The sequence below is a fragment of the Bradyrhizobium semiaridum genome (genome assembly GCF_020329505.1).
GTDB lineage: Bacteria > Pseudomonadota > Alphaproteobacteria > Rhizobiales > Xanthobacteraceae > Bradyrhizobium > Bradyrhizobium semiaridum.
Genome location: NZ_JAGKJJ010000025.1, coordinates 21,059 through 46,626, shown reverse-complemented (window position 1 = coordinate 46,626; position 25,568 = coordinate 21,059). Strand labels below are relative to the sequence as shown.

Genomic DNA, 25,568 nt, shown 5'->3' with positions numbered 1-25,568 from the left:
ACTAGCTCGCTTGATGAGACACGGGGCGTTGTTACGCGTGGGCTTTGGCGTGGCCGCCGAGATAGGCCGCGGCGATGGCTTCGTTGCCCCACAATTCATCGGGCTTGCCGCCCAGCACGATCCGCCCGGTTTCCAGCACGAAACCGTGATCGGCGACTGAAAGTCCCATGCGCGCATTTTGCTCGACGAGCAAGACCGTGGTGTCCTTCCTGATCTGCGAAATGATCCGGAACACGGCCTGCACGATGACCGGCGCGAGGCCGAGCGAGGGTTCGTCGAGCAGCAAAAGCCTCGGCTTGGCCATCAGGCCGCGCGCGACCGCGACCATCTGCAACTGGCCGCCGGACAGCGTCCAGCCCAGCGCATTGGAGAAGGCGCGGATATCCGGGAACAGGTCGAACATCGCGTCGGCCTCGCGCGAGATCTGCGATGCCGGGACCTTCCGGTTCGACGCCCCGAGCATGATGTTCTCCTTCACGGTGAGGCCCGGGAATACGCGGCGGCCTTCCGGCACGTGCGAGATGCCGAGCCGCACGATCGCCTCAGGCCCGAGGCCGGCGATCGAGTGACCGTCGAATATGATGTCGCCGGAGGCCGGTTTGGCGAGTCCGCTTATTGCGCGCAGCGTGGTCGACTTGCCGGCGCCGTTGGCACCCAGCAGCGTGACCACCTGGCCCTGCTCCACCGCGATGGTGACGCCGCGCAGCGCCTCGATCTCGCCGTAGCGGACCACGAGATTGCGGATTTCGAGCAGCGGCATCATTCGCTCCCGAGATAGGCGGAGACGACGTCGGGATGGCGCAGCACCGCCATCGATTCGCCGTCCGCGATGCGGCGACCGAAATTCAGCACGGTGATGTGCTGGGCGGCTTCCGAGACCAGCGTCATGTCGTGATCGATGATCAGGATGGTGAGGCCTTGGGCGGCGATGCGCTTGAGCAGCTCATGCAGCTCGAGCTTCTCGGTCGAGTTGAGGCCCGCTGCCGGCTCGTCGAGCAGCAGCAGCGTCGGGTTCGACGCCAGCGCGCGGGCGATCTCGATCAGCCGCTGGTGGCCGTAGGAGAAGCTCGAGATCAATTCGTTGGCGCGGTTGCCGAGGCCGACGAAGGTCAGCGCCTCCATCGCCCGCTCGGTCAGCGCGTCATCACCCTTCCCGACCATGGTGTTGCCGGGCCGCTCGGCGCCGATCTCGACGTTTTCGAGCGCCGTCATCGAGCGGAACAGGCGGATGTTCTGGAACGTGCGCCCGAGACCCGCGGCGGTGCGCTGGTGCGGCGCCATGCTGGTGATGTCGGTGCCGTCGAGCACGATCCGGCCCGAGGTCGCCTTGTAGAGGCCGGACAAGACGTTGAGCGTCGTGGTCTTGCCCGAGCCGTTGGGCCCGATCAGCGCGTGCACGCTGCCGCGCTTCACCGCGATGTCGACATCGTCGACCGCCTTGAGGCCGCCGAAGTGCTTCGAGAGCCCGGTGACTTCGAGCACGATGTCACCGCCCGTCGTCGCCGGCTTGAGCTGCAGCACAGCCGCGGCCGGCGGCGCCTTGGTCTGCGCGCGCCAGCGCGTGAAGGCGTCGGCGACAAAGCCCCAGATGCCGTCGGGCATGAAGCGGATGATCAGGATCACGAACAGGCCGTAGATGGCGAGATAGAGTCCCGGCACGCTCTTGAGGAAGCGCAGCCATTCCGGAATCAGGATCAGGAGCCCGGTGCCGATCACCGAGCCGATCGGCGAGGCCACGCCGCCGAGCAGCGACATGGTCAGGAACACGATCGATTCCGCGAACGAGAACTGGTCCGGGCTGACATAGGCGAAGCCGCCGGCGAACAGCCCACCGGCGAGGCCGCCGAGCAGCGCGCAGATCCCGAAGGCGTAGATCTTGGTGCGGAACACGTCGATGCCGTTGACGCCGGCCGCGAGCTCATTGTCGCGCACCGCGCGCATGGCGCGGCCGAGCTTGGTGTCCGGCAGATGCCAGACGATGTAGCCGACGATCGCGAGCATCGCGACGCAGAAGGCAAGATAGCTCTGCGAGGACTGGAACAGCTCGGGCCGGCGAATATTGGCGACACCGTCCGGCCCGTGGGTCAGGCCGATCGCATTGATCATCACCAGCGTCACGATCTGCTGGAACGAGATCGTCACCATCGCCAAATAATGGCCGCCGAGCCTCAGCGTCGACATGCCGAGGAACGCGCCGGCGACCAGCGTGATCGCGCAGGCCCCGGCCAGGCAGAGCCAGAAGTTCAGATGCAGATCGGCGGTGCCGAGGCCGACGGCATAGGCGCCGAAGCCGAAGAACGCGGCCTGCGCCAGGTTGATCTGGCCGCACAGGCCGAGCACGACCGACAGCCCGAACACCGCGATCGAGAACGTGGTGGCCTGCAGCAGGATGTTGAGCACGTAGCCGTCGAACCGCATGCCGGCGGCCAGCGTCACCAGCGCGGCGGCGCCGATGAAGTACGGCAGATGGCGGACGATCAGCGGCCTCGAGCGTACCGCGGGCGCCGGGATCATGTTGTCGCTGGCGCTCATGCTTTCTCCGCGACGCGTTCGCCGAAGATGCCCTGCGGCCGGAACACCAGGAAGGCGATCAGCACCAGGAAGGCAAAGCCGTCCTTGTAGGGCACCGAGACATAGGCGGCGCCGAACGTCTCGATCACGCCGAGCGCAAGTCCGCCGACGATGGCACCGGCAACATCGCCGAAGCCGCCGATGATGGTGGCGGCAAAGGCCTTCAACGCGATGGTCGAGCCCATCTGGATCGAGACGAACAGCACCGGCGCCACCAGGATGCCGGCAAGGCCGCCGAGCACGGCGGAATAGATGAAGGTGATCATGATCATGGTGGAGACGGAAATGCCGAGCAGCGAGGCCATCTCCTTGTCCTGCGAGGTCGCCTGCAGCTTCTTGCCGAGCAGCGTCTTCTCGAAGAACCAGAAATTGAACAGCACCAAGAGGATCGTGACGGCGATGATCAACAGATATTGGCTGTCGAGATAGACCGGGCCGAGCTGGATGCCGGGGGTATCGAACCAGCCCTGCAGCACCTGCGGCTGCGGGCCGTAGATCGCCAGCACAGAGTTCGACAGCAGGATCGACGCGCCGATGGTGGCGATGATCACGGGCAGGTAGGTGCGGTTGCGCAGCGGATAGTAGACGCCGAGATTGAAGATGACGCCGAACAGCGCCATGCCGGCGAGCGCGATCAGGAACGACAGCCAGTAAGGCCAGCCGAGATCGACCGAGAACACCACCATCAGATAGGCGGCCACCATCGAGAATTCGCCCTGCGCGAAGTTCACGACGTTGGTGGCGCGGAAGATCAGCACGAAACCGAGCGCGACCAGCGCGTAGACCGCGCCGATGCCGATGCCGGTGAACAGGAGTTGAAGGACCAGATCCATGACAAGCGTTCGGTTGAAGGGGAAGCGAATATCCCGGCACGGCCGGATCGGAGTGTTGTTGTATTGGGGACACGCGGGAGGTGGTCGGGCTCCCTCCCGCTTGCGGGGGAGAGTTGGAGAGAGGGATAAGCCACGAGCACCGCCCGTGCGGCTTACCCCTCTCCCTAACCCTCCCCCGCAAGGGGGAGGGAACCCATCCGTTCGTGGCTCCCTGACCCTGTGACCGTGTCAGATCAGTCGTTGAAGTCGATGTGCTTGTCGTAAACGATCTTGCCCTTGTCGTTCTTCACGACGTTGTAGCCGTGCAGACCGTCGCCGTTCTTGTCGAAATTGTATTCGCCTTCTGCGCCGGCGAATTTCTGCGTCGCCAGGATAGCGTCGCGGATCTTGTTTGGGTCGGTCGAGCCCGCCTTGTTGATCGCCGCCGACAGGATGGTGATCGCATCATAGGGCCAGGCGCTCTGGTTGTCGGGCGCGGTCTTGTAGGCATCGCGATAGGCCTTACCGAACGCCTTGGCAGCATCGCTGGAATCCTCCGCGAAGTCGGCAACGCCGTAGGTGCCGAACAGCGCCGGGCCGGCGAGCTTGGTCGAGGAGACCGCCACCACCGAAGGCGAGCCGACCCAGGGAATGTTGACGCCGAGCTGGCGCAGCTGCCGGGCAAAGATGCCGAGGTCGTTCTCGAAGGTGAAGTAGGTGCCGAGCACGTCGGCGCCGGACTGCTTCACCGCCAGCACCACCGGGGTGAAGTCCTGGCTCTGATTGGCATAGCCCTGGTCGAGCACCGGCGGCGCGCCGAGCTTGGTCAGGGCTTCGGTGAGCGCCTTGCCGCCCGCGGTACCGAAGGCGTCGGTGGAATGGACGATCGCCCACTTCTTCTTGCCCAGAGTATTGACGCCGAAATCGGCGATCACGCGGCCGGAATAATTGTCGTTCGGACGGAAGCGGAACAGCCACGGATTGCCCGAATGCGTGAGGTCGGGGTTGGTGCCGCCGATCATCACCGGCTTGCCGACCTTGATGACGTCGGGCGCCATCGCCTGCACCTGGGTCGAGCGGATCGAGCCGAGGAAGGCCACGATGTCGGATTGCGCGGCGAGCTTGGAGAAGGCGAGCACGATACCGGGATTGGTGGTCTGGTCGTCCTCGATCACGAGTTCGACCTGCTTGCCGAGCACGCCGCCGGCCTTGTTGACCGCAGCCAGCGCCAGCTTGGCGCCGTTCTGCGCCCACAGCCCCTGCTCCGCCGCCGGTCCGGTGACGGGCACGCACATGCCGATCTTGATGGTGGCGCCCTGCGCCCACGCGCTCCGCATCAGTGCGGGAGCAGCGAGACCTGCCGCCAAACCGGCGGAAAACTCACGTCTCGTCAGTTTCATTCAATCCTCCCTGTATCGCGCCGAGCTTGCATGCCGGCTGTTCTGAGATGAACTCAACGCAAACGTTGACGCCGCTGCAGCGCGCGCGACGCACAACGGCGATCGTCAATTCAATCGTCCGATCAGCTAATCATGATTGGACATTGCACGCAATGACCAAAAATTCATCATGGGCGTGCGTAAATGCCTGTTGCGGGCGACCTCGCTGAGATCACGTGTTAGTGTGGTCGCCGGGCAGCCATCGATGTCGATTCCGAGAGCGAAATCGCAGACCAGACGGAAGCAGCCGGCCTATGCGCTGATCAAGGCCGCATTGGCCAAGCGCATCCGCGCCGGCGACGTCCCGCCCGGCACCGTGTTGTCCGAATCGGCGATTGCGACCCTGTTCGGCTCCAGCCGCTCCCCGGTGCGGCAAGCCTTCGAGCAGCTCGAGACCATCGGCCTGGTGCGCCGGTTCGACGGCCGCGGCGTCATCGCCGGCAAGCGCGAGGTCGAACCACGGCGCGTCCCGATCACCCCGCAAATGCTGGGGCTGACCAACGGGCCGGTCGAGGCCGTGCGAAGCGACGCCTGGGACACCCTCTATTACAAGCTCGAACGCGAGATCATCTACCGGTCGCTGTTCGGCCGCTTCCGCGTCAGCGAGCTGGCGCTGGCGCGGCATTTCCGCGTCGGGCGCACGGTCGCCCGCAACCTCCTGCTGCGCGCGCAGGCGCTCGGAATTCTGGAGAAAGGCGCCAAGGCGCACTGGTACGTCGTGCCACTCGACGAGGACCGCCTTCGCGACATCTTCGAGGTGCGGGCAACCCTCGAGCCGCTGCTCTTGAAATCCGCCGCGGCGAAGATTCCGGCGGCGTTGCTCGACCGGATGGCGGAGCGGCTGCGCGAGGGAATTCGGTGTCGCGACCGCATCGGTGTCGCCGAACTCGACGAGATCGAGGGCGATCTGCACATCCATTGCCTCGGCTACGGCGTCAATCGCGAGATGATCGAAGCCCTCAAGCGCACCCACTGCGCCTTCGTGATCGGCAAGCACATCCAGGTGGCCCTGACCGCGCCGCAGATCGATTCCTTCATGGACGAGCATCTGGTGATCATCGAAGCGCTGCGCGCCCGCGACGGCGAGGCCGCAGCCGCGACCTTGCGGCGGCATATCGAGTGGTCGCATTCGAAGGTCGCCGGCTGGATCGCCGAATTCCGCGCCCTCAACGTGATTTCGCGCGTTCCCTACATGGCCTGACCTTTCTCTTGCGAGGGGCGAAGCGACGAAGCAATGACGGACGGATGTCACAGCTACTCGTCGGCTTCGACCTCGCCCTCGTCGGCGGCCGCCATGTCGGCCAGACTCGCTTCAAGGCCGCCCAGCATCTCCTGCAACTCGGCGAGCTTGCGTGAACCGAACCGCCTGGTGATCTCGGCATAGATCGCTTCCGACGTCGGCGCCACCGCCTCGATCAGCTTCAGCCCCTTCGCGGAGATCGAGACCACGGCGCGGCGCGCGTCGGTCTCCGCCGCCTTGCGCTCGATCAGTTGCCGCCCCTCGAGGTCGCGCAGGATCCGCGACAGGCTCGGCCCGAGCAGGAACGCCATATGCGCGAGCTCGGTGACTTCAATCTCGTCCACGGCCGACAACGCCCGCAGGATGCGCCACTGCTGCTCGGTGAGCCCGTGATTGCGCAGCGAGGGCCGGAATTGCCGCATCACGGCTTCGCGCGCGCGCAGCAGAGACATCGGCAGCGAGCGCGAGAACTCGCGCATCGGCGCGCGGCGGGGCGGCCCCGCCTCGGCCGGCCCGGATCGTGTCTCGTGCGACGATTTCTTGCGCGCCATGCTTCAATCCACTGCGACAAACTTTTGCGCTGCAACATGCAGCGATTCAGTTTGCGGGAATCTACTTAACATGTTAATCATCTTCCGGCATCCAATTTTGTGTAGCACGCATGGCCCTCTCCAAGGACGACATCCGCACTGCCGCAGCCAGGCTCGACCAGGCGGAAAAGACCCGCAAGCAGATCCGCCAGCTCTCGCTGGAATATCCCGGCATTACGCTTGAGGATGCCTACGCGATTCAGAAGGCCTGGGTCGAGATGAAGGTCGCGCAGGGCCGCGTGGTGAAGGGCCACAAGATCGGCCTGACCTCGAAGGCGATGCAGAGCGCGCTCAACATCGACGAGCCGGATTCCGGAATCCTGCTCGACGACATGTTCTTCGCCGATGGCGGGCTGGTGCCGACTGATCGCTTCATCGCAACCCGCGTCGAGGCCGAGCTCGCCTTCGTGATGAAGCACCGCCTCGCGGGGCCGAATTGCACGCTGTTCGACGTGCTCAACGCCACTGACTTCGTGGTGCCGGCGCTGGAAATTCTCGACACGCGGGTCGAGCGCGTCGATCCCGAGACTAAGGCGACCCGAAAAATCTTCGACACCATCGCCGACAACGCCGCCAATGCCGGCATCGTGCTCGGCGGCCGGCCGATCCGCCCACTGGACGCCGACCTGCGCTGGATCGGCGCGCTGTGCTTCCGCAACGGCCAGCTCGAGGAAACCGGATTGGCCGCCGGCGTGTTGAATCATCCGGCGACCGCGGTGGCGTGGCTCGCCAACAAGATCGCGCCGAACGGGCTGGCGCTGGAGGCCGGCCAGGTGGTGCTGGCAGGCTCCTTCATCCGCCCGATCGAGACGCGCAAGGGCGACACGATCCAGGCCGACTACGGACCATACGGTTCCGTAAGCTGCTATTTCGCCTGACCGCCCCGATATCAGCAGGAGAGCCGCATGCCGCACTTCACGCTCGAATATTCCGCCAATCTCGACGGCCTCGTCGATATGGGCAAGACCGTCGAGGTGGTCCGCACGGCCGCGGTCGAGACCGGCATCTTTCCGCTCGGCGGCATCCGCGTCCGCGCCGTCAGATGCGAGCATTACGCGATCGCTGACGGCAGAACCAATTACGGCTTCCTCGATATGGTGCTGCGGCTCGGCGAAGGCCGCGATCTCGCCACCCGCAAGACGGCCGGCGAGCATATCTTCAAGAAGCTGTCGGCGCACCTCGATCCGGTGTTCGCCAGCAGCAAGTTCGCGCTGTCGTTCGACATGCAGATCAACGACAAGGACACGAGCTGGAAGCGCAACAACATCCACGAGGCGCTGAAAGTGGAGACGGTCAATGGATAAAGCCAGCCCGACATCTGCCGACGTGTTCCAGGCCAACCGCGACCGCGCCCGCCCCCTCCTCGCAAAATTGAAGGCGGAAGGCATCGGACATGTGATCGACGGCAAGGTCGTGCCGTCGGCCTCGGGCCAGACCTTCGAGACGAAGTCGCCGATCGACGGCAGCGTGCTGGCGACGGTGGCACGCGGCAATGCCGAGGATATCGACCGCGCTGCGGCCGCGGCCGCGCGCGCTTTCAAGAGCTGGCGCGACTTGCCGGCCGCAAAGCGCCGCAAGCTGCTGCACAGCGTCGCCGATGCGATCGAGGATCGCGCCGACGACATCGCGGTGCTCGAATGCATCGACACCGGCCAGGCGCACCGCTTCATGGCCAAGGCCGCGATCCGCGCTGCGGAGAATTTCCGCTTCTTCGCCGACAAATGCGCGGAGGCGCGCGACGGCCTCAACACGCCGAGCGAAGAGCACTGGAACATCTCCACCCGCGTGCCGATCGGCCCGGTCGGCGTGATCACGCCATGGAACACGCCGTTCATGCTCTCGACCTGGAAGATCGCCCCGGCGCTGGCCGCTGGCTGCACCGTGGTGCACAAGCCGGCCGAATGGTCGCCGGTGACGGCCGACCTGCTGGTCAAGCTGGCAAAGCAGGCCGGCATTCCCGACGGCGTGTTCAACACCGTGCACGGTTTCGGCGAGGACGCCGGCAAGGCGCTGACCCAGCATCCCGCCATCAAGGCGATCGGCTTCGTCGGCGAGAGCGCGACGGGATCGGCGATCATGGCGCAGGGCGCGCCGACGCTGAAGCGCGTGCATTTCGAGCTCGGCGGCAAGAACCCGGTGATCGTGTTCGATGACGCCGACCTCGACCGCGCGCTCGATGCCGTCGTGTTCATGATCTACTCGCTCAACGGCGAGCGCTGCACCTCGTCGAGCCGCCTCCTGGTCCAGCAGAGCATCGCCGACAGCTTCATCGCGAAGCTGACGGCGCGGGTGAAAGCGCTCAAGGTCGGCCATCCCCTCGATCCCGCGACCGAGATCGGGCCGCTGATCCATGAGCGTCACCTCGCCAAGGTGTGCAGCTATTTCGACGTCGCGAAGCAGGACGGCGCCACCATCGCGGTCGGCGGCAAGCCGCATGACGGCCCCGGCGGTGGGCACTACGTGCAACCGACGCTGGTCACCGGCGCGAATGCAAAGATGCGCGTCGCGCAGGAAGAGGTGTTCGGTCCGTTCCTGACCGTGATCCCGTTCCGCGACGAGCAAGACGCGATCGAGATCGCCAATGGCGTGAATTACGGACTGACCGGCTATGTCTGGACCGGCGACATGGGCCGCGCGCTGCGCGTCGCCGACGCGCTGGAGGCCGGCATGATCTGGCTCAACTCCGAAAATGTCCGCCATCTGCCGACGCCGTTCGGCGGCATGAAGGCGTCCGGCATCGGCCGCGACGGCGGCGACTACTCGTTCGACTTCTACATGGAAACCAAGCACGTCTCGCTCGCACGCGGGACGCACAAGATCCAGAAACTGGGAATGTAACAATCACCGTCATTCCGGGGCGGTCCGCAGGACCGAACCCCAATTCGCAATTTGCGAATTTTGGAATCTCGAGATTCCGGGTTCGCTGCGCGCCCCGGAATTACGATTGAGAGGGGAAACACCATGCCCGTTCCGACGCACGTCTTCGATCCGCCGTTCAACATCATCCGCTGCAGCCACGCCGTGCTCGACGTCACGGACCTCGACAAGAGCGCCGCGTTCTACGAGAAGACCGTCGGCCTCCATGTCGAGGACCGCGACCACAACTCGGCTTACTTGCGCGCCAGCGAGGAGCACCAGCATCACTCCGTCGTACTGCGCAAGGCGGCGAAAGCCGCCTGCAACCGGCTCGGCTTCAAGGTCGGCAATGACGGCGACCTCGACAAGGCCGCGTCCTTCTTCTCCGAGAACGGCATTGCCTACGCCTTCGTCGAGCAGCCGTTCCAGGGCCGCACCCTGCAGTTCACCGACCCCTTCGGTTTCCAGATCGAGCTCTATGCCACGATGGAGAAGCGCCCGCATCTGCTCCGGCGCTACGACCTCTACAAGGGCTGCCACCCGCAGCGGCTCGACCATTTCAACGTGTTCGCCGCCGAGGTGCAGGACACCGTCGACTTCTACGCCCGGCTCGGCTTCCGCCTCACCGAATATGCCGAGGAAGACGGCGACAACGGCCGCATCGCCGCGGCCTGGATGCACCGCAAGGGCAATGTCCACGACTTCGCCATCACCAACGGCAAGGGGCCGCGGCTGCACCACATCGCCTATTGGGTGCCGACCGCGATGAACATCGTGCATCTCTGCGACGTGATGGCGTCAAGCGGCTTCCTGAAGAACATCGAGCGCGGCCCCGGCCGGCACGGCATCTCCAACGCGTTCTTCCTCTACATCCGCGATCCCGACGGCCACCGCATCGAGCTCTACACCAGCGATTACTTCACCGGCGACCACGACCACGAGCCGCTGCGCTGGTCGCTGCGCGATCCGCGCCGCCAGACGCTGTGGGGCGCACCGGCGCCGCGCTCCTGGTTCGAGGAGGGCTCGCCCTTCGCCGGCCAGGCGGTGCGTGAGCCGCGCTTCGTCGCCGACGTGCTGGTTGCGGACTAGTTCGCGAAACACCATCCACCCGTCGTGCCGGCGAAGGCCGGACCCATAACCACCGAATCGAGTCGTCGAAACAATGTCTGGCCGCGTGCCCCTTCCGATGGCCGCGGAGTATGGGTCCCGGCCTTCGCCGGGACGACATCAAAAAATTGGACCGCCCATGCCCACTCTCCGCCTCGCCACCTATTCCGTGAACGGCGTCGCCAGCTATGGCGCCGTCACCGACGCCGGCATCGTCGATCTCTCGTCACGGTTTGCCAAGGATTACCCGACCCTGCGCGAGGCGATCGCGGCCGGCGCGCTGCAAAAGCTCGCGGAGGACGCCGCAAAGCGCACGCCCGACCACGCGCTCGACGCGGTCGCCTGGCAGCCGCCGATCCCCTCGCCGGAGAAGGTCATCTGCATCGGCGTCAACTATCCGGATCGCAATGCCGAGTACAAGGACGGCTCGGACGCGCCGAAATATCCCAGCATGTTCCTCCGCGTGCCGCGCTCGTTCGTCGGCCACGACACGCCGGTGGTGCGGCCGCGCATCTCGCCGCAGCTCGACTATGAAGGCGAGCTGGTGCTGGTGATCGGCAAGGCCGGGCGGCACATTCCGGAAAGTGCCGCGCTCGATCACATCGCCGCGATCACGCTGTGCAACGAGGGCACCATCCGGGACTGGGTGCGCCATGCCAAATTCAATGTCACCCAGGGCAAGAATTTCGATTCCACCGGCAGCCTCGGCCCGTGGATCGTGCCGTACACCGATGAGGCGCAGATCGCCGATATCCGCCTGACCACCCGCGTCAACGGCGAGATCAGGCAGGACGACCGCACCTCGCGGCTGATCTTCGGCTTCCGCTATCTCATCAACTACATTTCCACCTTCACAACGCTGATTCCCGGTGACGTCATCGTGACGGGCACGCCGACCGGCGCAGGTGCGCGGTTCGATCCGCCGCGCTATCTGAAACCGGGCGATGTCGTCGAGGTCGAAGCCGAGGGCGTGGGCATCTTGCGCAACGGCGTCGTCGACGAAGCCAGCTAACCTCTCAAAGCAAGTGGACCGTGCCATGACCTCAACATCCGGCGGCGAAGCGATCGTCAACGGCCTCGTCGCCCACGGTGTCGACACCGTGTTCGGCCTGCCCGGCGCGCAGATCTACGGCCTGTTCGATGCGTTCCACCAGGCGCAGCTCAAGGTGATCGGCGCACGGCACGAGCAGGCCTGCGGCTACATGGCGTTCGGCTATGCGCGCTCCAGCGGCCGGCCCGGCGTGTTCAGCGTGGTGCCCGGCCCCGGCGTGCTCAACGCCTCGGCGGCGCTGCTCACCGCGTTCGGCTGCAACGAGCCGGTGCTGTGCCTGACCGGCCAGGTGCCGACGCCGTTCCTCGGCAAGGGCCGCGGCCATCTGCACGAGATGCCGGACCAGCTCGCGACCTTGCGCACCTTCGTGAAGTGGGCCGACCGGATCGAATATCCCGACAGCGCGCCCGCGATGGTGTCGCGCGCGTTCCAGGAGATGCTGTCGGGCCGGCGCGGCCCCGCGTCGCTGGAGATGCCGTGGGACGTGTTCACCCAGCGCGCCCAGGTCGCGCCGGCAAAGCCGTTCGAGCCGTTGCCGGCGCCGCAGCCCGATCCCGACCGCATCAAGGCGGCCGCCGATCTGATCAAGGCCAGCAATGCGCCGAGCCGCGGCCTACAAGCTCTGGCCGAAGACCGATCTGATGATCGGCATCGGCACCCGCATGGAATTGCCCGCGTCGGGATTCCGCTGGCCCTACCAGCCGCCGGGCTTGAAGTCGGTTCGCATCGACATCGATCCCGTCGAAATGCGCCGGCTGGTCTGTGACGCCGCAATCGTCGCCGACGCCAGGGCGGGCACAGCCGATCTCGTCGCGGCCGTGAAGAAGGCCGGATTCAGCAAGACAGGCGGCCGGCGTAGCGTGATCCGCGAAGCCACGGCTGCCGCAGAGCAGGAAATCCAGCGCATCCAGCCGCAGATGGCTTATCTGAAGATTTTGCGCGAGGTGCTGCCGGCGAACGCCATCGTGACCGACGAGCTGTCGCAGGTCGGCTTCGCCTCCTGGTATGGCTTCCCGGTCTACCAGCCGCGCACCTTCGTCACTTCGGGCTATCAGGGCACGCTCGGCTCGGGCTTCCCGACCGCGCTCGGCGCCAAGGTCGCCAATCCGGACAAGCCCGTCGTCGCGATCACCGGCGACGGCGGCTTCATGTTCGCCGTGCAGGAGCTCGCCACCGCCGTCCAGTTCAAGATCGGCGTGGTGACGCTGGTGTTCAACAACAACGCCTACGGCAATGTGCGCCGCGACCAGCAGGAGCGCTTTGACGGCCGCGTGGTCGCCTCCGACCTCGTCAATCCTGACTTCGTCAAGCTGGCGGAATCATTCGGCGTCGGCGCTGCGCGCGTCACCTCGCCGGACCATTTCCGCCCGATGCTGGAGAAAGCGCTCGCCGACGGCGGGCCTTACCTGATCTCGGTGGAAGTGCCGACCGGTTCCGAGGTCTCGCCTTGGGCGTTCATCCATCCCGCGAAGAACATCTGAGGCGCGCCTCAGCGCACCTTGCGAAAGGTCAGGTTGATGCGCTGCCGGCCGAGCACGCCGTGCTCACCATCGGCGAGCGGCGCGACGCCGTGGTAAAACAGCCGTGACGGTCCGCCCCAGACCGCGACGTCGCCATGCTCGAGCCGGTAGCGGCGCGGCGTGTCGCTGCGCTTCAGGCCGCCGAACAGGAAAGTTGCCGGCAGCCCGAGCGACACCGAGACGATCGGTGCTGCGTAATCGAGTTCGTCCTTGTCCTGATGCAGCGACAGCTTTGCGCCCGGCACGTAGCGGTTGATCAGGCATGCCTCCGGCGCGAAGTCCTCAAATCCGCCTTCGGCCGCAGCGTTGGCGGCGAGCTTGCGCAACACGTTCGGCAGCGCCGGCCAGGGCTGTCCCGTGTTCGGGTCGATCGGGTCGTAGCGATAGCCGCGGGGATCGGAGACCCAGCCGAGGCTGCCGCAATTGGTCATCGCGACCGACATCCTGTGGCCGCCCGGCGTGACCAGATGGCGGAACGGCGACTGTTTCACGATCATCCGCAACGCGGGAATCAACTCCGCCTCGAACGGCCTGGCAAAGCCGCGCAGCAGCACGGCGCCCTCCGCGATGATTTCGCGCGAGGGCCGTGCGTCGCCGACGGTCTCGAATAGATCAGCGGTCACCTGCACTCACTTCGCATCGTGGAAGATCACACCGACGGTGTGGCGATGGCCGGACCTGATCCGGCTGACGCCATGGCGCAGATTGACACGATACGGCCCGCGCGTCCCCTGCACCGGACGGTGATGCACGGCAAACGCCACCGCGTCGCCCTTGGTGAGCGGCACCACTTCGGGCCGCGACTGCATTCGCGGCCGCTGCTCGGTGAGCACGAACTCGCCGCCGGTGAAATCGCGCCCCGGCTGCGACAGCAGGATCGCGACCTGGATCGGGAACACGTGCTCGCCATAGAGGTCCTGGTGCAGGCAGTTGTAGTCGCCCTCGCCATATTGCAGCAACAGCGGGGTCGGCCGGGTCTGCCCGGCGTCATGGCAGCGCTTCAGGAACGCCGCGTGCGATGCGGGATAGCTGATGTCGACGCCCATCGTCTGGTTCCAGCGATTGGCCGTCGCGGCGAGATGCGCGTACAGCGCCGGCCGCAGTTCGGCGAGCAGATCCGGCAGCGGATAGGAGAAGTACTTGTACTCGCCGCGGCCGAAACCGTGGCGGCCCATCACGACCTTGCTGCGGAACTGGCTGTCGTCGGGATAGCGCGCGGCGATCGCGTCGCATTCCTGCGGCGTCAACAGGCCGGGAAGAACGGCGCAGCCCTGCGCGTCGAGATCGGCCGTGATCTGGTCCCAATCGAGGGCGTCGACGCGGGCCTGGACGCCGCCGGGTGAGCGGGTGATGGTCTTGGCTGTGGCTGTCATGGGGTAAATCTGGTGCATGACAATCGTCGGCGCCACCCGATTTCCGATGGTTCCGCCGTCATCGCGAGCAAAGCGAAGCAATTCATGTCGCCGCAAGTGGAGACATGGATTGCTTCGTCGCTTCGCTCCTCGCAATGACGGAGCTAGCCTCGTACCGGCAGCGTGACCACGTCATAGCCGTGGCTGATCTTCCGCTTCAGCACCGGGTCCTCCAGCTCGAACTCGAAGCGGCTGGCCGGGCGGATGCCGCCCTTGGCCGCAAACGTGCCGCCGAACATTGCGCAGCCGTCGGGCAGGCCTTTGCCGTCGAAGCCGCGCGCGATCAGATCCTGCACGGGCAGCATATGATCGAGCGTGCCTTCCTGGTAGAGCACGCGCTGGCCGCCGATCGTGGCCCAGGAACGCAGGATCAGCTGGTCCCAATGGCCGATCACGTCCTCGAGCTCCCACAGCTCGGAGGCCATCGGCTTGTCGCACATCTGCTTCGAGACGGTGACGCTGTAGCTCTCGACCTTGCGGTCGGTGTGATCGGAGCCGCAGCCGACGAAGACGCGGCCCTGCCAGCCGATCAGCACGAACTCGACCTCGCCGCTGGAGTCCTCGCCGCAGACCTCGATCGTGTCGGCGAAGGTCAGCCGGCGCGCCGAGCAGCGATAGTAGATCGGCGTCGTCGCCGGCCGCGCGATGCCGATCGCTTCCAGCTCGGCGATGTGCTTGTCGCGCGCGACCGGATCGCGGCCGGTCCAGCCGGCGATCACCGCCTGCCGGATCTCCATCGTCAGCGGCGTGGCGACGCCCTTGTCGTCGATAGTGAAGGTGAGGTCAAACACGGATGACGGCCTCCATTCCGGCCGCAAGCTCGAAGATGCGGCGATCCGAACCGCCGGCGGCGGCAAGCATCAGGCCGACCGGCACCTCGCCCTCGCGATGCGCGGGCAGCGAGATCGCGCAGCCGTCGAGCACGTTGATCAGCGAGCAGTTGCGCAGCGCGCGCAGGTTCTCGGTGGTGAAGGCTTTGTCGTCGGCAAGATCGGCAATGCTGGGAGGCAGGTTCGCGGTGGTCGGCAGCACCATCGCATCATAGGGCGCAATGCGCTGCCCGGTGCGGGCGATGAAGGAGCGGCGCGCATTGAGCAGATCGATGTAATCGGCAGCCAGAAAACCCTCGCCGCGCGCGATCCGCACCGCCACGCGCGGATCGTAGATGTCGCCCTTGCTGGCCAGCAGGAAGCGGTGCCAGGCGTAGCTTTCCGCCGCGGCAAAACCGCCCTTGGCGTTCATGACGCCGACATCGAGAAACTCCGGCATCTCGATGCGCTCGACCAAGGCGCCGGCGCGCGCCAGCGACGCCAGCGCACGCTCGAAGGTCTTTGCCACGACATCGTCAAGATCGTCGAGCGCAACGGTGGTCGGCACCGCGAGCCGCATGCCCTTCACCGGCCGCGGCGTCAGCGGCCGTACCGGCTCGTCGGCGAGCACGGCATCGAGCGCGGCGCAGCACGCCACCGAGTTGGCCAGCGGGCCGTAGCTGTCGAGCGTGAACGACAGCGGCACGCCGCCGTCGAGCGGGATGCGGCGCTGCGTCGGCTTGTAGCCGACGATGCCGTTGAACGCGGCCGGGATGCGGCAGGAGCCGCCGGTGTCGGTGCCGAGCGCGCCGAACGCCATGCCATCGGCGATCGAGACCGCGGCACCCGAGGACGAGCCGCCGGGCACATGGCCGACGCTCCGGTTCCAGGCGCTCTTCGGCGTGCCGTAATGCGGGTTGATGCCGATGCCGGAATAGGCGAACTCGGTCATGTTGGTGCGGCCGATCACGATGAAGCCGGCGCGCTTGAGCCGCGCCACCACCGGCGCATCGGCCTCGGCCGGCGCCGAATCCTCCAGCGCGCGCGAGCCGGCGCGCGTCACCTGTCCCTTGATGTCGAACAGGTCCTTGATCGAGACCGGAATGCCGGCAAACGGCGACGGCGCCGCATTGGCCTTGCGCAGCCGGTCCATCGCGTCGGCTGCCGCAAGCGCGGCCTCCTTATCGACATGGATGAAGGTGCGCTGGCCCTCGCCGGCGGGATCGGCGATCCTGGCGATGCACTGTTCGACGAGCTTGCGAGCGGTGGTCGCGCCGCTGGCGAGATCGGCGGCAAGGGAGGCGAGAGTCGGATTATCAGGCATGGCTTTCACTTTGTGAGGCGGGAGCCGACTATCGCCCAGACCGGCGCGGATTTCCAGATCGCCCGCGCCGCACCGGATCGTGTCACTTCAGCCCGAAATAAGCGCGATGCAGCTCCTCATTGCCGCTCATCTCGGCAACCGTGCCGGAGAAGCGGATGCGGCCGCCTTCCAGCACGAAGACGCGGGTGGCGATGTCGAGGAAGCCGATATTCTGCTCGGCGATCAGCAGCGACAATCCGCGGCTCTGCAAGCTCGACAGGGCGCGGAGCACCTCCTTGACGAACAGCGGCGACAGCCCGGCCGAGGGCTCGTCCATCACCAGCAGCTTCGGCTCGGCCGACAGCGCCTTGGCGATGCCGAGCATCTTGCGCTGGCCGCCGGACAGGCTGGAGGCCGGGTCGCGGCGCTTGTCGCGCAGCACCGGGAACAGGCCATAGAGTTCGTCGACCCGCGCGCCCGGATTGGCATGGCCCAGCGCCTGCGCGCCGACCCGGATGTTCTCCTCGATCGACAGATCGGGAAACACCGCGAGCTCCGACATGTAGGTCATGCCGCGCTTCATGCGGTCCGACGAGCGCATCCTGGTGATGTCGTCGCCGCCAAGCCTGATCTGGCCGCTGCGCGCCTCGATCAGGCCGACCAGCGATTTCAGGAAGGTGGTCTTGCCGGCGCCGTTGGCGCCGAGCAGCAGCACGGTCTCGCCGGGACGGACGTCGAGGTCGACGCCCCACAACACCTGCATGGTGCCGTAGCCGGCGTCGACGCCCTTGGCGTCGAGAAGCGGCGCCGTCTCAGCGGGCATGCTCGCCTCCCAAAAACACCTCGATCACCTGCGGCTCGCGCACCGCAGTCGCGAGCGTGCCCTCGAAGATCTCCTTGCCGGCGTTGAGCACGATGACGCGGTCGGTGATCTGTTCGATGAAACCCATCAGATGCTCGACCACGATGATGGCCATGCCCGTCGCGGCGAGCGCCTTGATGCGGCCGGCGATCCAGTCGAGCTCGGCCGGGTTGAGGCCGGCCGCGAGCTCGTCGAGCAGCAACAGCCGCGGCCGTGTGGCGAGAGCCCGGGTAAGGTCGAGCATCTTCTGCTGCGCGCTGTTGAGATCGGCCGCGGGGCGGTCGGCGACCTCCTTCAGCCTATAGTCGTCGAGCAGCTCCGCGATCGACGGCGCGCCGGTCGCCCCGCCATAGGCCAGCGCGACCTGGATGTTCTGCCGCACCGTCAGCGACAGGAACGGCTTCGGCACCTGGAAGGTGCGGTTGATGCCGCGATGAACCAGTCTGTGCGACGCGGCACCGCCGGCGGACGCGCCGTCGAAGGTGACCTCGCCGCCGTCCGGCGCGTACAGGCCGGAGATGACGTTGATCGCCGTGGTCTTGCCGGAGCCGTTGGGGCCGACCAGGCCGAGGATCTCGCCCGGGGTGACGTGAAAGCTCAAGCCATCGAGCGCATGGAAGCCGCCGAAGCGCTTGACCAGGTTCGAGACCTTGAGGATCGGGGTTCGCTCAGGGGACATTCCACCCCCTGCGCGTTGCCAGCGACACCAGCCCTGCGGGCAGGAACAGCACGAGGCCCATGATCAGGAGGCCGTAGATCAGCTGGAAATATTGCGGCGTGGTGAAGCCGATCAGGTTGTAGATGCCGTAGAGGATGATCACGCCGACGATCGGCCCGGTGATGGTGGCGACGCCGCCGAACAGCGCGAACACGATGGCGAAGATCGAGAACTCGCCGGAGAACACGTTGTCGGGATAGAACACCGAGACGTACCAGGCGTAGATGCCGCCGGCGAGGCCGGCGATCAGCGCGGAGGCGAGCCAGGCGATCACCCGCATCTTGACGACGTTCACGCCGGCCATCGAGGCGGATACCGCATCCTCACGCACCGCCTGCAGCGCAAGCCCGAACGCGGAGTTCTTCAGATAGACGACGGCGGCCACGGTCAGCCCCATCACCACGACCGCGGCGTAATACGCATGCGTCGGATTGAACGTGCCGGTGAGCGACACGCCGTAGGGCCCCTTGGTGATCCCCTCCAGCGCCGGGTTGGCGACGAAGTGCAGCACCGCGAGCGAGGCCGCGAGGTTGGCGATCGCGAAATACGCCCCCGACAGCCGCAGCAGCGGCGTCAGCAACAGGCCGAGCAGCACCGCGACCACGCCGCCGACCAGCACGGCAAGCACCGCAGGCCACTGCAGGTGCATCACCATGATGGCAAAACCATAGGCGCCGGCGCCGAAGAAGCCGACATAGCCGAACGGCAGATAGCCGGTGAAGCCGTAGATGATGTTCACGCCCTGCGCGAGGATCAGGAAGATCACGAAGTTGAACAGCAGAAGGTGGTTTTGATAGACGCCTGGCAGCAGTGCGAACACCGCGACCAGCGGCGCCAGGATGAACAGCAGATGTCTGGATGCAGCACTAGGCAACGCGCACCCGCCTTCCGAGCAGGCCGCTCGGACGCAACAACAGGATCACGATCAACAACACGTAAGGCAAGAGATCAGCCCAGGAACTGAGATAGGTCTGCACCAGCATGTAGCAGAGGCCGTAGACGATGCCGCCGAGCGCGGTGCCGAGCGGATTGCCGAGCGAGCCAAGCACCACGATGGCAAACGACGTCACCGTGGCGTCGGCGCCGAAGGCCGGCGTGATCGAGCCGAACATGAAGGGCGCGAATACCCCGGCGACCGCCGCGATGCCGAGCCCGATGCCGAACGCCGCGGCCGAGACCCGGTCGACGTCGATGCCAGTCGCGAGCGCCTCGTCGCGCCGTGACATCACCGCGCGCGTCAGGGTGCCGAGCCGGGTGTGGTAGAGATAGAGGTAGACCAGCGCGATCACGATCAGGCTGGTGACGGCCGCGATCACCCAGGGCGCGGGAAAGCCCTGGCCGAGGATCTGGATCGGCCCTGCCCCGCCGGCCTTGCCGCCGAACCACTTCACCTTGATGGTCGTGAACACGCTGCCGAGCAGCCGGCTCTGGATCGAACGCTCACTGGTGCCAGCGAAGATCGTGGTCACCGCCTCGATCACCTGCGACAGGCCGAAGAACAAGATGATCGACAGCATCTCCGGATTGGCCGAGCCCTGCAGGCGCGGCACCAACACCCAGTACAGCAGCAGGCCCGCGAGCAGGAAGACCACGAAGGCCAGCGGCACCGCGAACAGCGGATCGATGCCGGCGATGCCGACCACGCCGAGCGCGATGAAGGCGCCCAGCATCAGCATGTCGCCATGCGCAAGATTGACGATGCGCATGACGCCGAACACGAGATTGAGACCGATACCGACCAGGCTGAAATACAGCCCGAACAGCACGCCGGCAACGAGCGCATAGGTCATGGTATGACCCGCGGCCGAAGCCTATACTTGCCGCCAGACCGCATCACGGCGCCGGATAGATCGGCTTGCCGGTGGCGGTCTCGTGCGGATAGATCGAGACGAACTTGATGTGGTCGTGCTCGTCCACCGTGAGCTGGCCGAGCGGCGTCAGCTCGCCGATCTGGCCGCCGGTCTCGTCGAGCGCGAAGGTGCCGTCGAGGGTCTTGAGCTGGCCGCTGAGCGAGAACACCGCGCGGCGCAGCTCCATCTGGTCGAGGCTCGTCGCAACCGACAGCGTCTTCTCGATCACCAGCGCGGTGGTGTAGCCGGCCACCGCGTTGAAGCCGAACTCCATCTTGCCGTCGTTGTACTTCTTCTGCCAGGCATCGCGGAACTCCTTCATGTTCATCCCGAAATTGACGGGATAATCCAGCTCGGACGGCGGCACATAGGTCCAGACGTGCTCGAGGCCCTTGGCGCCGACGTTCTTCTCCAGCAGCTCGGTCTCGAGCCCGGCATAGATCGCGAACAGCATCTTGAACTTGGTGCCGACGTCCTGGACGTTGCGCAGGAAGGCGATGTCGTTCGGCGCGTAGCCGAAATGGATCACCGCGTCGGGATTGGCCCGCGTGATGTTGTTTATGATGACGTTGTAGTTGGTGGTCTCGGTCGGGACGCCCTGGTCGTAGACGATCTCGATCGGCGCGCCGGAGTCCTTGACGAACTTCCTGAACGCGTTGGCCTGCGTGCCGGTGAATTCGTTGGTGGCGTAGAGGATCGCGATCTTCTTGATGCCGAGGCCCGGGCCGTCATGACTGATGAAATCGGCGACCGGCTTCGGCCAGACGGTCGACACCGGGTCGGCCATCAGCGCAATGTAGGGATTGTCCTTCGAGAAGAAGCTCGCGCCGGTCCCGGTCTGGTCGAACAGGAACATCTTGTGGTCGCGCGCGATCGCAACTGCCGGTGCGGTCAGCACCGATCCGGAATCGGCGACCAGCAGGTCGACCTTATCCTGGGTGATGAGCTGGTTGTAAAGCGTCGAGGCGGTCGCGGTGTTGCTCTGGTCGTCATAGGACACGAGCTTGATCGGGATCTTCTTGTCGAAGGCCTTCACGAACACGCCGCCCTCGGCGTTCTTCTGCTCGACCCACAATTTCAGCGAGCTGTAGACCGGCATCGAGATCGAGGCGTAGCGGCCCGAGGACGCGTAGAGGGTGCCGATCTTGATCTCCGACGGCGCATCCGCAGCCATCGCCTGTGTCGCCATTGCGAGGCTGGCAGCGAGTGCCGCGCCGATCATCCTCAACATGAATATTCCTCCCGGCTTGTCTTTGAACGCGGCCCTTCTACGCGCCGCGACCGGGGGACACAAGCATTGCAGCCCAGCAATTGTGCGAGGGGCGGAATATGCGGCATGCGTGGAACACAGGCGTCATGCGTGAGCGCGGATAGACCGTTGACGTCCATTAGTCCAATGTCGCATCAGTGTTGTAACGATTTCGGGAGGAGCGAACAGACATGGCCGAGCCCGCGCGCGCGAAACCAAAACCGACACCGGAAACCCAGCATTATTGGGACGGCGCCAAGGCCGGCGAATTGCGCCTGCAGCGCTGCGATGCCTGCGCCCATGTCTATTTCCCGCCGCGGCCGTTCTGCCCCTCCTGCGCCTCGCGCAAGGTGTCGGTGTTCAAGGCCAGCGGCAAGGGCAAGCTCTACAGCTACGTCATCAACCATCGTCCCGCCGCGCCGGGCTTCACGCCGCCCTACGCCATCGCGGTGGTCGAGCTCGACGAAGGCCCGCGCATGATGAGCAACATCATCGACTGCCCGCAGACGCCGGAAGCGCTCGAGCTCGACATGAAGCTCGAGGTCGCGTTCCAGGCGCTCGACGACAAGATCACCCTTCCCGTATTCCGTCCGGCCAAGGGGTAACGCGATGCGCAGGAACCAGGTTGCCGTCGTCGGTGCGGCCGAAACCACCGAGCTCGGCGTCATCCCGAACATGTCGCAGATCCAGCTGCACGCGGACGCAGCGCTGAACGCGATCGCGGATGCCGGCCTCAAAGTGTCGGATATCGACGGCATCGCCACCGCGGTCGAGACGCCGCAGCAGATCGCCCATTATCTCGGCATCACGCCGACCTGGGTCGACGGCACCTCGGTCGGCGGCTGCTCCTTCATGCTGCATGTCCGCCACGCTGCCGCGGCGATCGAGGCCGGCCTCTGCAAGACCGTGCTGATCACCCATGCCGAGAGCGGCAAGTCGATGATCGGCAAGCTGCCGCGCTCGACGCCGGCGGACAGCCTCAACGGCCAGTTCGAGGCGCCCTACGGCGTCTACGGGCCGCCGAGCATGTTCCCGATCCCGGTGCTGCGCTTCATGAAGACGCACGGCATCACCCATGAGCAGCTCGCGATGGTCGCGGTCGTGCAGCGCGAATGGGCGGCAAAGAATCCGCGCGCGACGATGAAGGACCCGATCACGGTCGCCGACGTCTTGAATTCGCGGATGATCGCCTATCCATTCCGCCTGCTGCAATGCTGCCTCGTCACTGACGGCGGCGGCGCGCTGATCCTGACCTCCGCGGACCGCGCCAGGGACTTTCCGAGAAAGCCGGTCTACATTCTCGGCACCGGCGAGAGCGTGGAAACGCCGATGGTCAGCCAGATGCAGACCTTCGACTCATCGCGCGCCTTCAAGGTCGCGGGCCCGCTCGCCTTCAAGGAAGCCGGCATCACGCACAAGGACGTCGATCATCTGATGATCTACGACGCCTTCGCGCACCTGCCGCTCTACGGGCTTGGCGATCTCGGCTTCATGCCCTATGAGGAGACCGGCAAGTTCATCGCCGACGGCAACACCCGCCCCGGCGGCAAGCTGCCGCTCAACACCAATGGCGGCGGCCTCAGCTACATGCATTCCGGCATGTACGGCATGTACGCGCTGCAGGAGAGCGTCCGGCAGATGCGCGGCATCGCGCCGGCGCAGGTGCCGAACGCGAAGATCTCGGTCTGCCACGGCGTCGGCGGCATGTTCGCGGCATCAGGCACGATCATCTTTACCAACGAACGGTAGCAATGGCCGGCGCGAGCGCAGCACCCGCTCTGTCATTGCCGGGCTTGACCCGGCAATCCATCACCTTGTGAAAAGGATGGATGCGCGGGTCAAGCCCGCGCATGACGAGTGGAGTTCTGCATGAGCCTCCAAACACAGCAACAAGGAGAACCCACATGGCAAAATCACTGCAGGACAAGGTCATCATCGTCACCGGCGCGGGCCGCGGCATCGGCCGCGAGATCGCGCTGCTCTGTGCCGCCGAAGGCGCCAAGGTCGTCGTCAACGATCCCGGCGTCGCGGCCGACGGTGCCGGCACCAGCGCGGCGCCTGCCGAGGAGGTGGTCGAGGAGATCAAGAAGCGCGGCGGCACGGCCGTCGCCAATTTCGAGTCGGTGGCGGAAGCAATTCCGGCCAGCAAGATCGTGAAGACCGCGACCGATGCTTTTGGCCGGCTCGACGGCGTCGTCAACAATGCCGGCATCCTGCGCGACATGATCTTCCACAAGATGAGCGTGGAAGCCTTCGAGGCCGTCATCAAGGTGCATCTGATGGGCTCGTTCTACGTCTCGCACGCAGCGGCACGCATCTTCCGCGAGCAGGAGTCGGGTTCCTTCGTGCACTTCACCTCGACCTCGGGCCTGATCGGCAATTACGGCCAGGCCAATTACGCCGCCGCCAAGCTCGGCATCGTTGGGTTGTCGAAGTCGATCGCGCTCGACATGGGCCGCTTCAACGTGCGCTCGAACTGCGTGTCGCCGTTCGCCTGGACCCGCATGATCGGTACCATCCCGACCGAGACCGAAGCCCAGAAGGCGCGGGTCGAGAAGATCAAGCAGATGGGCCCCGAGAAGATCGCGCCGGTCTGCGCCTATCTGCTCTCGGACGCCGCCAAGGACGTCACCGGGCAGATCTTCGGCGTACGCATGAACGAGATCTTCCTGTTCGGCCAGCATCGTCCGGTGCGTTCGGTGCATCGCAGCGAAGGTTGGACGCCGGAGACCATCGCCGAACACGGCATGCCGGCGCTAAAGGATTCGTTCGCCAAGCTCGACCGCTCGGCCGACGTCTTCACCTGGGATCCGATCTGAGTTTGGGATCTGATCTGATCTGACAATTTTATGAAGCGCCGTTCCGGCGATCTCTGCGCGTAATCGCGCAGAGAACCCGGACGGCACACTCTTTGGTTGTTTCGTCCCAGCGTGCCCGCATTGTGCCAGAATTGCGGGCGCATGATCGTCCTCCCGATAACAAGAAACTTGGGAGGACTTCATGACAAATCCGAGCAATGTTCAGAAACATCATGACGACGGCGCAAAGGCGTTTGACCGTCGCACGATCTTGCGCGGTGCAACCGCGCTTGCTGCAACTGCGCTCGCGGCATCGGATGCTGCGGCGCGCGATTATGGCCCCAATGCGGAGCCGCAGCGCTATCCCGATCCCGACATCGTCGTGATCGACGACAAGCGCTTCAAGGCCAAGGTCGGCAATACCGCGATCAAGCGGCTCTACACCGGATGTCTGTGGGCCGAGGGCCCGGCGTGGAACGCGCAGGGCCAGTATCTGGTATGGAGCGACATTCCGGCGAACCGGCAGCTGCGCTATCTCGACGATGACGGCCACATCTCCGAGCAGTTCCACAAGCCGTCGAACGAAGCCAACGGCTCGACGTTCGATTATGAGGGCCGGCAGATCACCGCCGAGCGCACCCGGCTGGTCCGCTACGAGCACGACGGCTCGGTCACGACATTGGCGGAGAAAGCCAACGACAAGCCGCTCAACGGGCCGAACGACATGGTCGTGCATCCCAACGACAAGTCGATCTGGTTCACCGATCCCGGCTACGGCGCGATCTCGATCTATGAAGGCCAGCTCGCCAATACCGGCTCGAAACAGCCCTACCAGAAGGAAGCGGTCTATCGCATCGATGCCTCGACCGGCCAGATCACCAAGGTCGCCGACGAGCCGTTCAAGCCGAACGGCATCGCCTTCAGCCACGACTACAAGAAGGTCTATGTCTGCGACACCGGCATCACGCACTATCCGAACGCCAAGAACATCGTCTGGCAGTACGACCTCAACGGCGACAAGCTCTCCAATCCGCGCACGCTGATCGACATGACGCTGGACGGCAAGTCAGGCTTCCCGGACGGCCTGCGCGTCGACGTCGACGGCAACGTCTGGGTCGGCGCCGGCTGGGTCGGTCCGGGCTATGACGGCGTCCAGGTGTTCGCGCCTGACGGGCAGCGCATCGGCCAGATTCTCCTGCCGGAGACCTGCGCCAACCTCACCTTCGGCGGCAAAAAGCGCAACCGCCTGTTCATGACCGCGAGCCAGTCGCTCTATGCGGTGTATGTCGAGACCAAGGGCGCGCATATCTGCTGAAGAGGGCGAACAGTGAGTAGCGAATGGCGAATAGGGATCTCCCTATTCGCTACTCGCCATTCGCTA

24 protein-coding genes and 1 pseudogene are annotated in these 25,568 nt (G+C 65.4%); 11 read left to right on the top strand and 14 right to left on the bottom strand.

The window, feature by feature from the left end:
• Positions 1-31: 31 nt before the first annotated feature.
• From J6500_RS24735 to J6500_RS24720, 4 genes are all read right to left on the bottom strand, one after another.
• A complete protein-coding gene (locus tag J6500_RS24735) occupies positions 32-760 on the bottom strand; it encodes an ABC transporter ATP-binding protein (RefSeq protein ID WP_225715309.1) in 729 nt (242 codons plus the stop codon).
• Complete coding sequence (locus tag J6500_RS24730) at positions 760-2,532, bottom strand: branched-chain amino acid ABC transporter ATP-binding protein/permease (RefSeq protein ID WP_225715308.1); 1,773 nt, start codon at positions 2,530-2,532, stop codon at positions 760-762. Before J6500_RS24730 ends, J6500_RS24735 begins: the two co-directional genes overlap by 1 nt.
• On the bottom strand, positions 2,529-3,404 hold the full coding sequence (locus J6500_RS24725; protein ID WP_225715307.1) for a branched-chain amino acid ABC transporter permease: 876 nt from the start codon (positions 3,402-3,404) through the stop codon (positions 2,529-2,531). The genes J6500_RS24730 and J6500_RS24725 overlap by 4 nt, the downstream gene beginning before the upstream one ends.
• A gap of 233 nt (positions 3,405-3,637) precedes the next feature.
• Positions 3,638-4,783: an ABC transporter substrate-binding protein gene (locus tag J6500_RS24720; RefSeq protein WP_225715306.1), complete on the bottom strand. Its 1,146-nt coding sequence runs from the start codon at positions 4,781-4,783 to the stop codon at positions 3,638-3,640.
• Between the two features lie 244 nt (positions 4,784-5,027).
• Between J6500_RS24720 and J6500_RS24715 the strand changes: the two genes are divergently transcribed.
• Positions 5,028-6,023 (top strand): GntR family transcriptional regulator, encoded by a 996-nt coding sequence (locus J6500_RS24715; protein ID WP_225715305.1) that lies wholly within the window; start codon positions 5,028-5,030, stop codon positions 6,021-6,023.
• 53 nt (positions 6,024-6,076) lie between these two features.
• Here J6500_RS24715 and hpaR read toward each other — a convergent pair whose 3' ends face one another.
• Positions 6,077-6,613, bottom strand: coding sequence for a homoprotocatechuate degradation operon regulator HpaR (gene hpaR / locus J6500_RS24710; RefSeq protein ID WP_225715304.1), 537 nt, complete (start codon positions 6,611-6,613; stop codon positions 6,077-6,079).
• A 110-nt stretch (positions 6,614-6,723) separates the two neighbouring features.
• Between hpaR and hpaH the strand changes: the two genes are divergently transcribed.
• The 6 genes and pseudogenes from hpaH (at position 6,724) to J6500_RS24680 (ending at position 13,147) form a co-directional block, all read left to right on the top strand.
• Positions 6,724-7,530: a 2-oxo-hept-4-ene-1,7-dioate hydratase gene (gene hpaH, locus J6500_RS24705; protein WP_225715303.1), complete on the top strand. Its 807-nt coding sequence runs from the start codon at positions 6,724-6,726 to the stop codon at positions 7,528-7,530.
• A gap of 27 nt (positions 7,531-7,557) precedes the next feature.
• Positions 7,558-7,956 carry a 5-carboxymethyl-2-hydroxymuconate Delta-isomerase gene (locus J6500_RS24700; protein ID WP_225715302.1) on the top strand — a complete coding sequence of 133 codons (399 nt, stop codon included), beginning with the start codon at positions 7,558-7,560 and terminating at the stop codon, positions 7,954-7,956.
• On the top strand, positions 7,949-9,490 hold the full coding sequence (hpaE, locus tag J6500_RS24695) for a 5-carboxymethyl-2-hydroxymuconate semialdehyde dehydrogenase (protein WP_225715301.1): 1,542 nt from the start codon (positions 7,949-7,951) through the stop codon (positions 9,488-9,490). Before J6500_RS24700 ends, hpaE begins: the two co-directional genes overlap by 8 nt.
• A 123-nt stretch (positions 9,491-9,613) precedes the next feature.
• Positions 9,614-10,597, top strand: a complete 984-nt coding sequence (hpaD, locus tag J6500_RS24690; RefSeq protein WP_225715300.1) for a 3,4-dihydroxyphenylacetate 2,3-dioxygenase — start codon at positions 9,614-9,616, stop codon at positions 10,595-10,597.
• Between the two features lie 157 nt (positions 10,598-10,754).
• Positions 10,755-11,627 (top strand): fumarylacetoacetate hydrolase family protein, encoded by an 873-nt coding sequence (locus J6500_RS24685; protein ID WP_225715299.1) that lies wholly within the window; start codon positions 10,755-10,757, stop codon positions 11,625-11,627.
• A gap of 25 nt (positions 11,628-11,652) precedes the next feature.
• A pseudogene (locus J6500_RS24680) lies at positions 11,653-13,147 on the top strand (thiamine pyrophosphate-dependent enzyme).
• 8 nt (positions 13,148-13,155) lie between these two features.
• Here the strand turns inward: J6500_RS24680 and alkB are convergent.
• The 9 genes from alkB to J6500_RS24635 form a co-directional block, all read right to left on the bottom strand.
• Entirely contained in the window at positions 13,156-13,809 is a 654-nt protein-coding gene (gene alkB / locus J6500_RS24675) for a DNA oxidative demethylase AlkB (protein ID WP_225715298.1), read from the bottom strand.
• 6 nt (positions 13,810-13,815) lie between these two features.
• Positions 13,816-14,559: a 2OG-Fe(II) oxygenase gene (locus J6500_RS24670; protein ID WP_225715297.1), complete on the bottom strand. Its 744-nt coding sequence runs from the start codon at positions 14,557-14,559 to the stop codon at positions 13,816-13,818.
• A gap of 143 nt (positions 14,560-14,702) precedes the next feature.
• Positions 14,703-15,389 carry a DUF2848 domain-containing protein gene (locus J6500_RS24665; RefSeq protein ID WP_225715296.1) on the bottom strand — a complete coding sequence of 229 codons (687 nt, stop codon included), beginning with the start codon at positions 15,387-15,389 and terminating at the stop codon, positions 14,703-14,705.
• Positions 15,382-16,731, bottom strand: coding sequence for an amidase (locus J6500_RS24660; RefSeq protein ID WP_225715295.1), 1,350 nt, complete (start codon positions 16,729-16,731; stop codon positions 15,382-15,384). Before J6500_RS24660 ends, J6500_RS24665 begins: the two co-directional genes overlap by 8 nt.
• Positions 16,732-16,813: 82 nt before the next feature.
• Positions 16,814-17,533, bottom strand: coding sequence for an ABC transporter ATP-binding protein (locus tag J6500_RS24655; RefSeq protein ID WP_225715294.1), 720 nt, complete (start codon positions 17,531-17,533; stop codon positions 16,814-16,816).
• Entirely contained in the window at positions 17,523-18,251 is a 729-nt protein-coding gene (locus J6500_RS24650; protein ID WP_225715293.1) for an ABC transporter ATP-binding protein, read from the bottom strand. The genes J6500_RS24655 and J6500_RS24650 overlap by 11 nt, the downstream gene beginning before the upstream one ends.
• Positions 18,241-19,164 (bottom strand): branched-chain amino acid ABC transporter permease, encoded by a 924-nt coding sequence (locus J6500_RS24645; protein ID WP_225715292.1) that lies wholly within the window; start codon positions 19,162-19,164, stop codon positions 18,241-18,243. The genes J6500_RS24650 and J6500_RS24645 overlap by 11 nt, the downstream gene beginning before the upstream one ends.
• Positions 19,157-20,080: a branched-chain amino acid ABC transporter permease gene (locus tag J6500_RS24640; RefSeq protein ID WP_225715291.1), complete on the bottom strand. Its 924-nt coding sequence runs from the start codon at positions 20,078-20,080 to the stop codon at positions 19,157-19,159. Before J6500_RS24640 ends, J6500_RS24645 begins: the two co-directional genes overlap by 8 nt.
• A gap of 43 nt (positions 20,081-20,123) precedes the next feature.
• Entirely contained in the window at positions 20,124-21,371 is a 1,248-nt protein-coding gene (locus J6500_RS24635; protein ID WP_225715290.1) for an amino acid ABC transporter substrate-binding protein, read from the bottom strand.
• Between the two features lie 209 nt (positions 21,372-21,580).
• Between J6500_RS24635 and J6500_RS24630 the strand changes: the two genes are divergently transcribed.
• From J6500_RS24630 to J6500_RS24615, 4 genes are all read left to right on the top strand, one after another.
• Positions 21,581-21,994, top strand: a complete 414-nt coding sequence (locus tag J6500_RS24630; protein ID WP_225715289.1) for a Zn-ribbon domain-containing OB-fold protein — start codon at positions 21,581-21,583, stop codon at positions 21,992-21,994.
• 4 nt (positions 21,995-21,998) lie between these two features.
• Positions 21,999-23,138: a thiolase C-terminal domain-containing protein gene (locus J6500_RS24625; RefSeq protein WP_225715288.1), complete on the top strand. Its 1,140-nt coding sequence runs from the start codon at positions 21,999-22,001 to the stop codon at positions 23,136-23,138.
• A 155-nt stretch (positions 23,139-23,293) separates the two neighbouring features.
• Positions 23,294-24,208 carry an SDR family oxidoreductase gene (locus tag J6500_RS24620; protein ID WP_225715287.1) on the top strand — a complete coding sequence of 305 codons (915 nt, stop codon included), beginning with the start codon at positions 23,294-23,296 and terminating at the stop codon, positions 24,206-24,208.
• A gap of 181 nt (positions 24,209-24,389) precedes the next feature.
• A complete protein-coding gene (locus J6500_RS24615; RefSeq protein WP_225715286.1) occupies positions 24,390-25,502 on the top strand; it encodes an SMP-30/gluconolactonase/LRE family protein in 1,113 nt (370 codons plus the stop codon).
• Positions 25,503-25,568 lie beyond the last annotated feature (66 nt).

Coding starts and splice junctions, on each gene's coding strand:
- J6500_RS24735 (WP_225715309.1), bottom strand. CDS start 760: ATGCCGCTGCTCGAAATCCGCAATCTCGTGGTCCGCTACGGCGAGATC.
- J6500_RS24685 (WP_225715299.1), top strand. CDS start 10,755: ATGCCCACTCTCCGCCTCGCCACCTATTCCGTGAACGGCGTCGCCAGC.
- J6500_RS24660 (WP_225715295.1), bottom strand. CDS start 16,731: ATGCCTGATAATCCGACTCTCGCCTCCCTTGCCGCCGATCTCGCCAGC.
- J6500_RS24655 (WP_225715294.1), bottom strand. CDS start 17,533: ATGCCCGCTGAGACGGCGCCGCTTCTCGACGCCAAGGGCGTCGACGCC.
- J6500_RS24720 (WP_225715306.1), bottom strand. CDS start 4,783: ATGAAACTGACGAGACGTGAGTTTTCCGCCGGTTTGGCGGCAGGTCTC.
- J6500_RS24715 (WP_225715305.1), top strand. CDS start 5,028: ATGTCGATTCCGAGAGCGAAATCGCAGACCAGACGGAAGCAGCCGGCC.
- J6500_RS24620 (WP_225715287.1), top strand. CDS start 23,294: ATGGCAAAATCACTGCAGGACAAGGTCATCATCGTCACCGGCGCGGGC.
- J6500_RS24615 (WP_225715286.1), top strand. CDS start 24,390: ATGACAAATCCGAGCAATGTTCAGAAACATCATGACGACGGCGCAAAG.
- hpaH (WP_225715303.1), top strand. CDS start 6,724: ATGGCCCTCTCCAAGGACGACATCCGCACTGCCGCAGCCAGGCTCGAC.
- J6500_RS24630 (WP_225715289.1), top strand. CDS start 21,581: ATGGCCGAGCCCGCGCGCGCGAAACCAAAACCGACACCGGAAACCCAG.
- J6500_RS24725 (WP_225715307.1), bottom strand. CDS start 3,404: ATGGATCTGGTCCTTCAACTCCTGTTCACCGGCATCGGCATCGGCGCG.
- J6500_RS24625 (WP_225715288.1), top strand. CDS start 21,999: ATGCGCAGGAACCAGGTTGCCGTCGTCGGTGCGGCCGAAACCACCGAG.
- J6500_RS24700 (WP_225715302.1), top strand. CDS start 7,558: ATGCCGCACTTCACGCTCGAATATTCCGCCAATCTCGACGGCCTCGTC.
- J6500_RS24730 (WP_225715308.1), bottom strand. CDS start 2,532: ATGAGCGCCAGCGACAACATGATCCCGGCGCCCGCGGTACGCTCGAGG.
- hpaE (WP_225715301.1), top strand. CDS start 7,949: ATGGATAAAGCCAGCCCGACATCTGCCGACGTGTTCCAGGCCAACCGC.
- J6500_RS24635 (WP_225715290.1), bottom strand. CDS start 21,371: ATGTTGAGGATGATCGGCGCGGCACTCGCTGCCAGCCTCGCAATGGCG.
- hpaR (WP_225715304.1), bottom strand. CDS start 6,613: ATGGCGCGCAAGAAATCGTCGCACGAGACACGATCCGGGCCGGCCGAG.
- hpaD (WP_225715300.1), top strand. CDS start 9,614: ATGCCCGTTCCGACGCACGTCTTCGATCCGCCGTTCAACATCATCCGC.
- J6500_RS24670 (WP_225715297.1), bottom strand. CDS start 14,559: ATGACAGCCACAGCCAAGACCATCACCCGCTCACCCGGCGGCGTCCAG.
- J6500_RS24640 (WP_225715291.1), bottom strand. CDS start 20,080: ATGACCTATGCGCTCGTTGCCGGCGTGCTGTTCGGGCTGTATTTCAGC.
- J6500_RS24650 (WP_225715293.1), bottom strand. CDS start 18,251: ATGTCCCCTGAGCGAACCCCGATCCTCAAGGTCTCGAACCTGGTCAAG.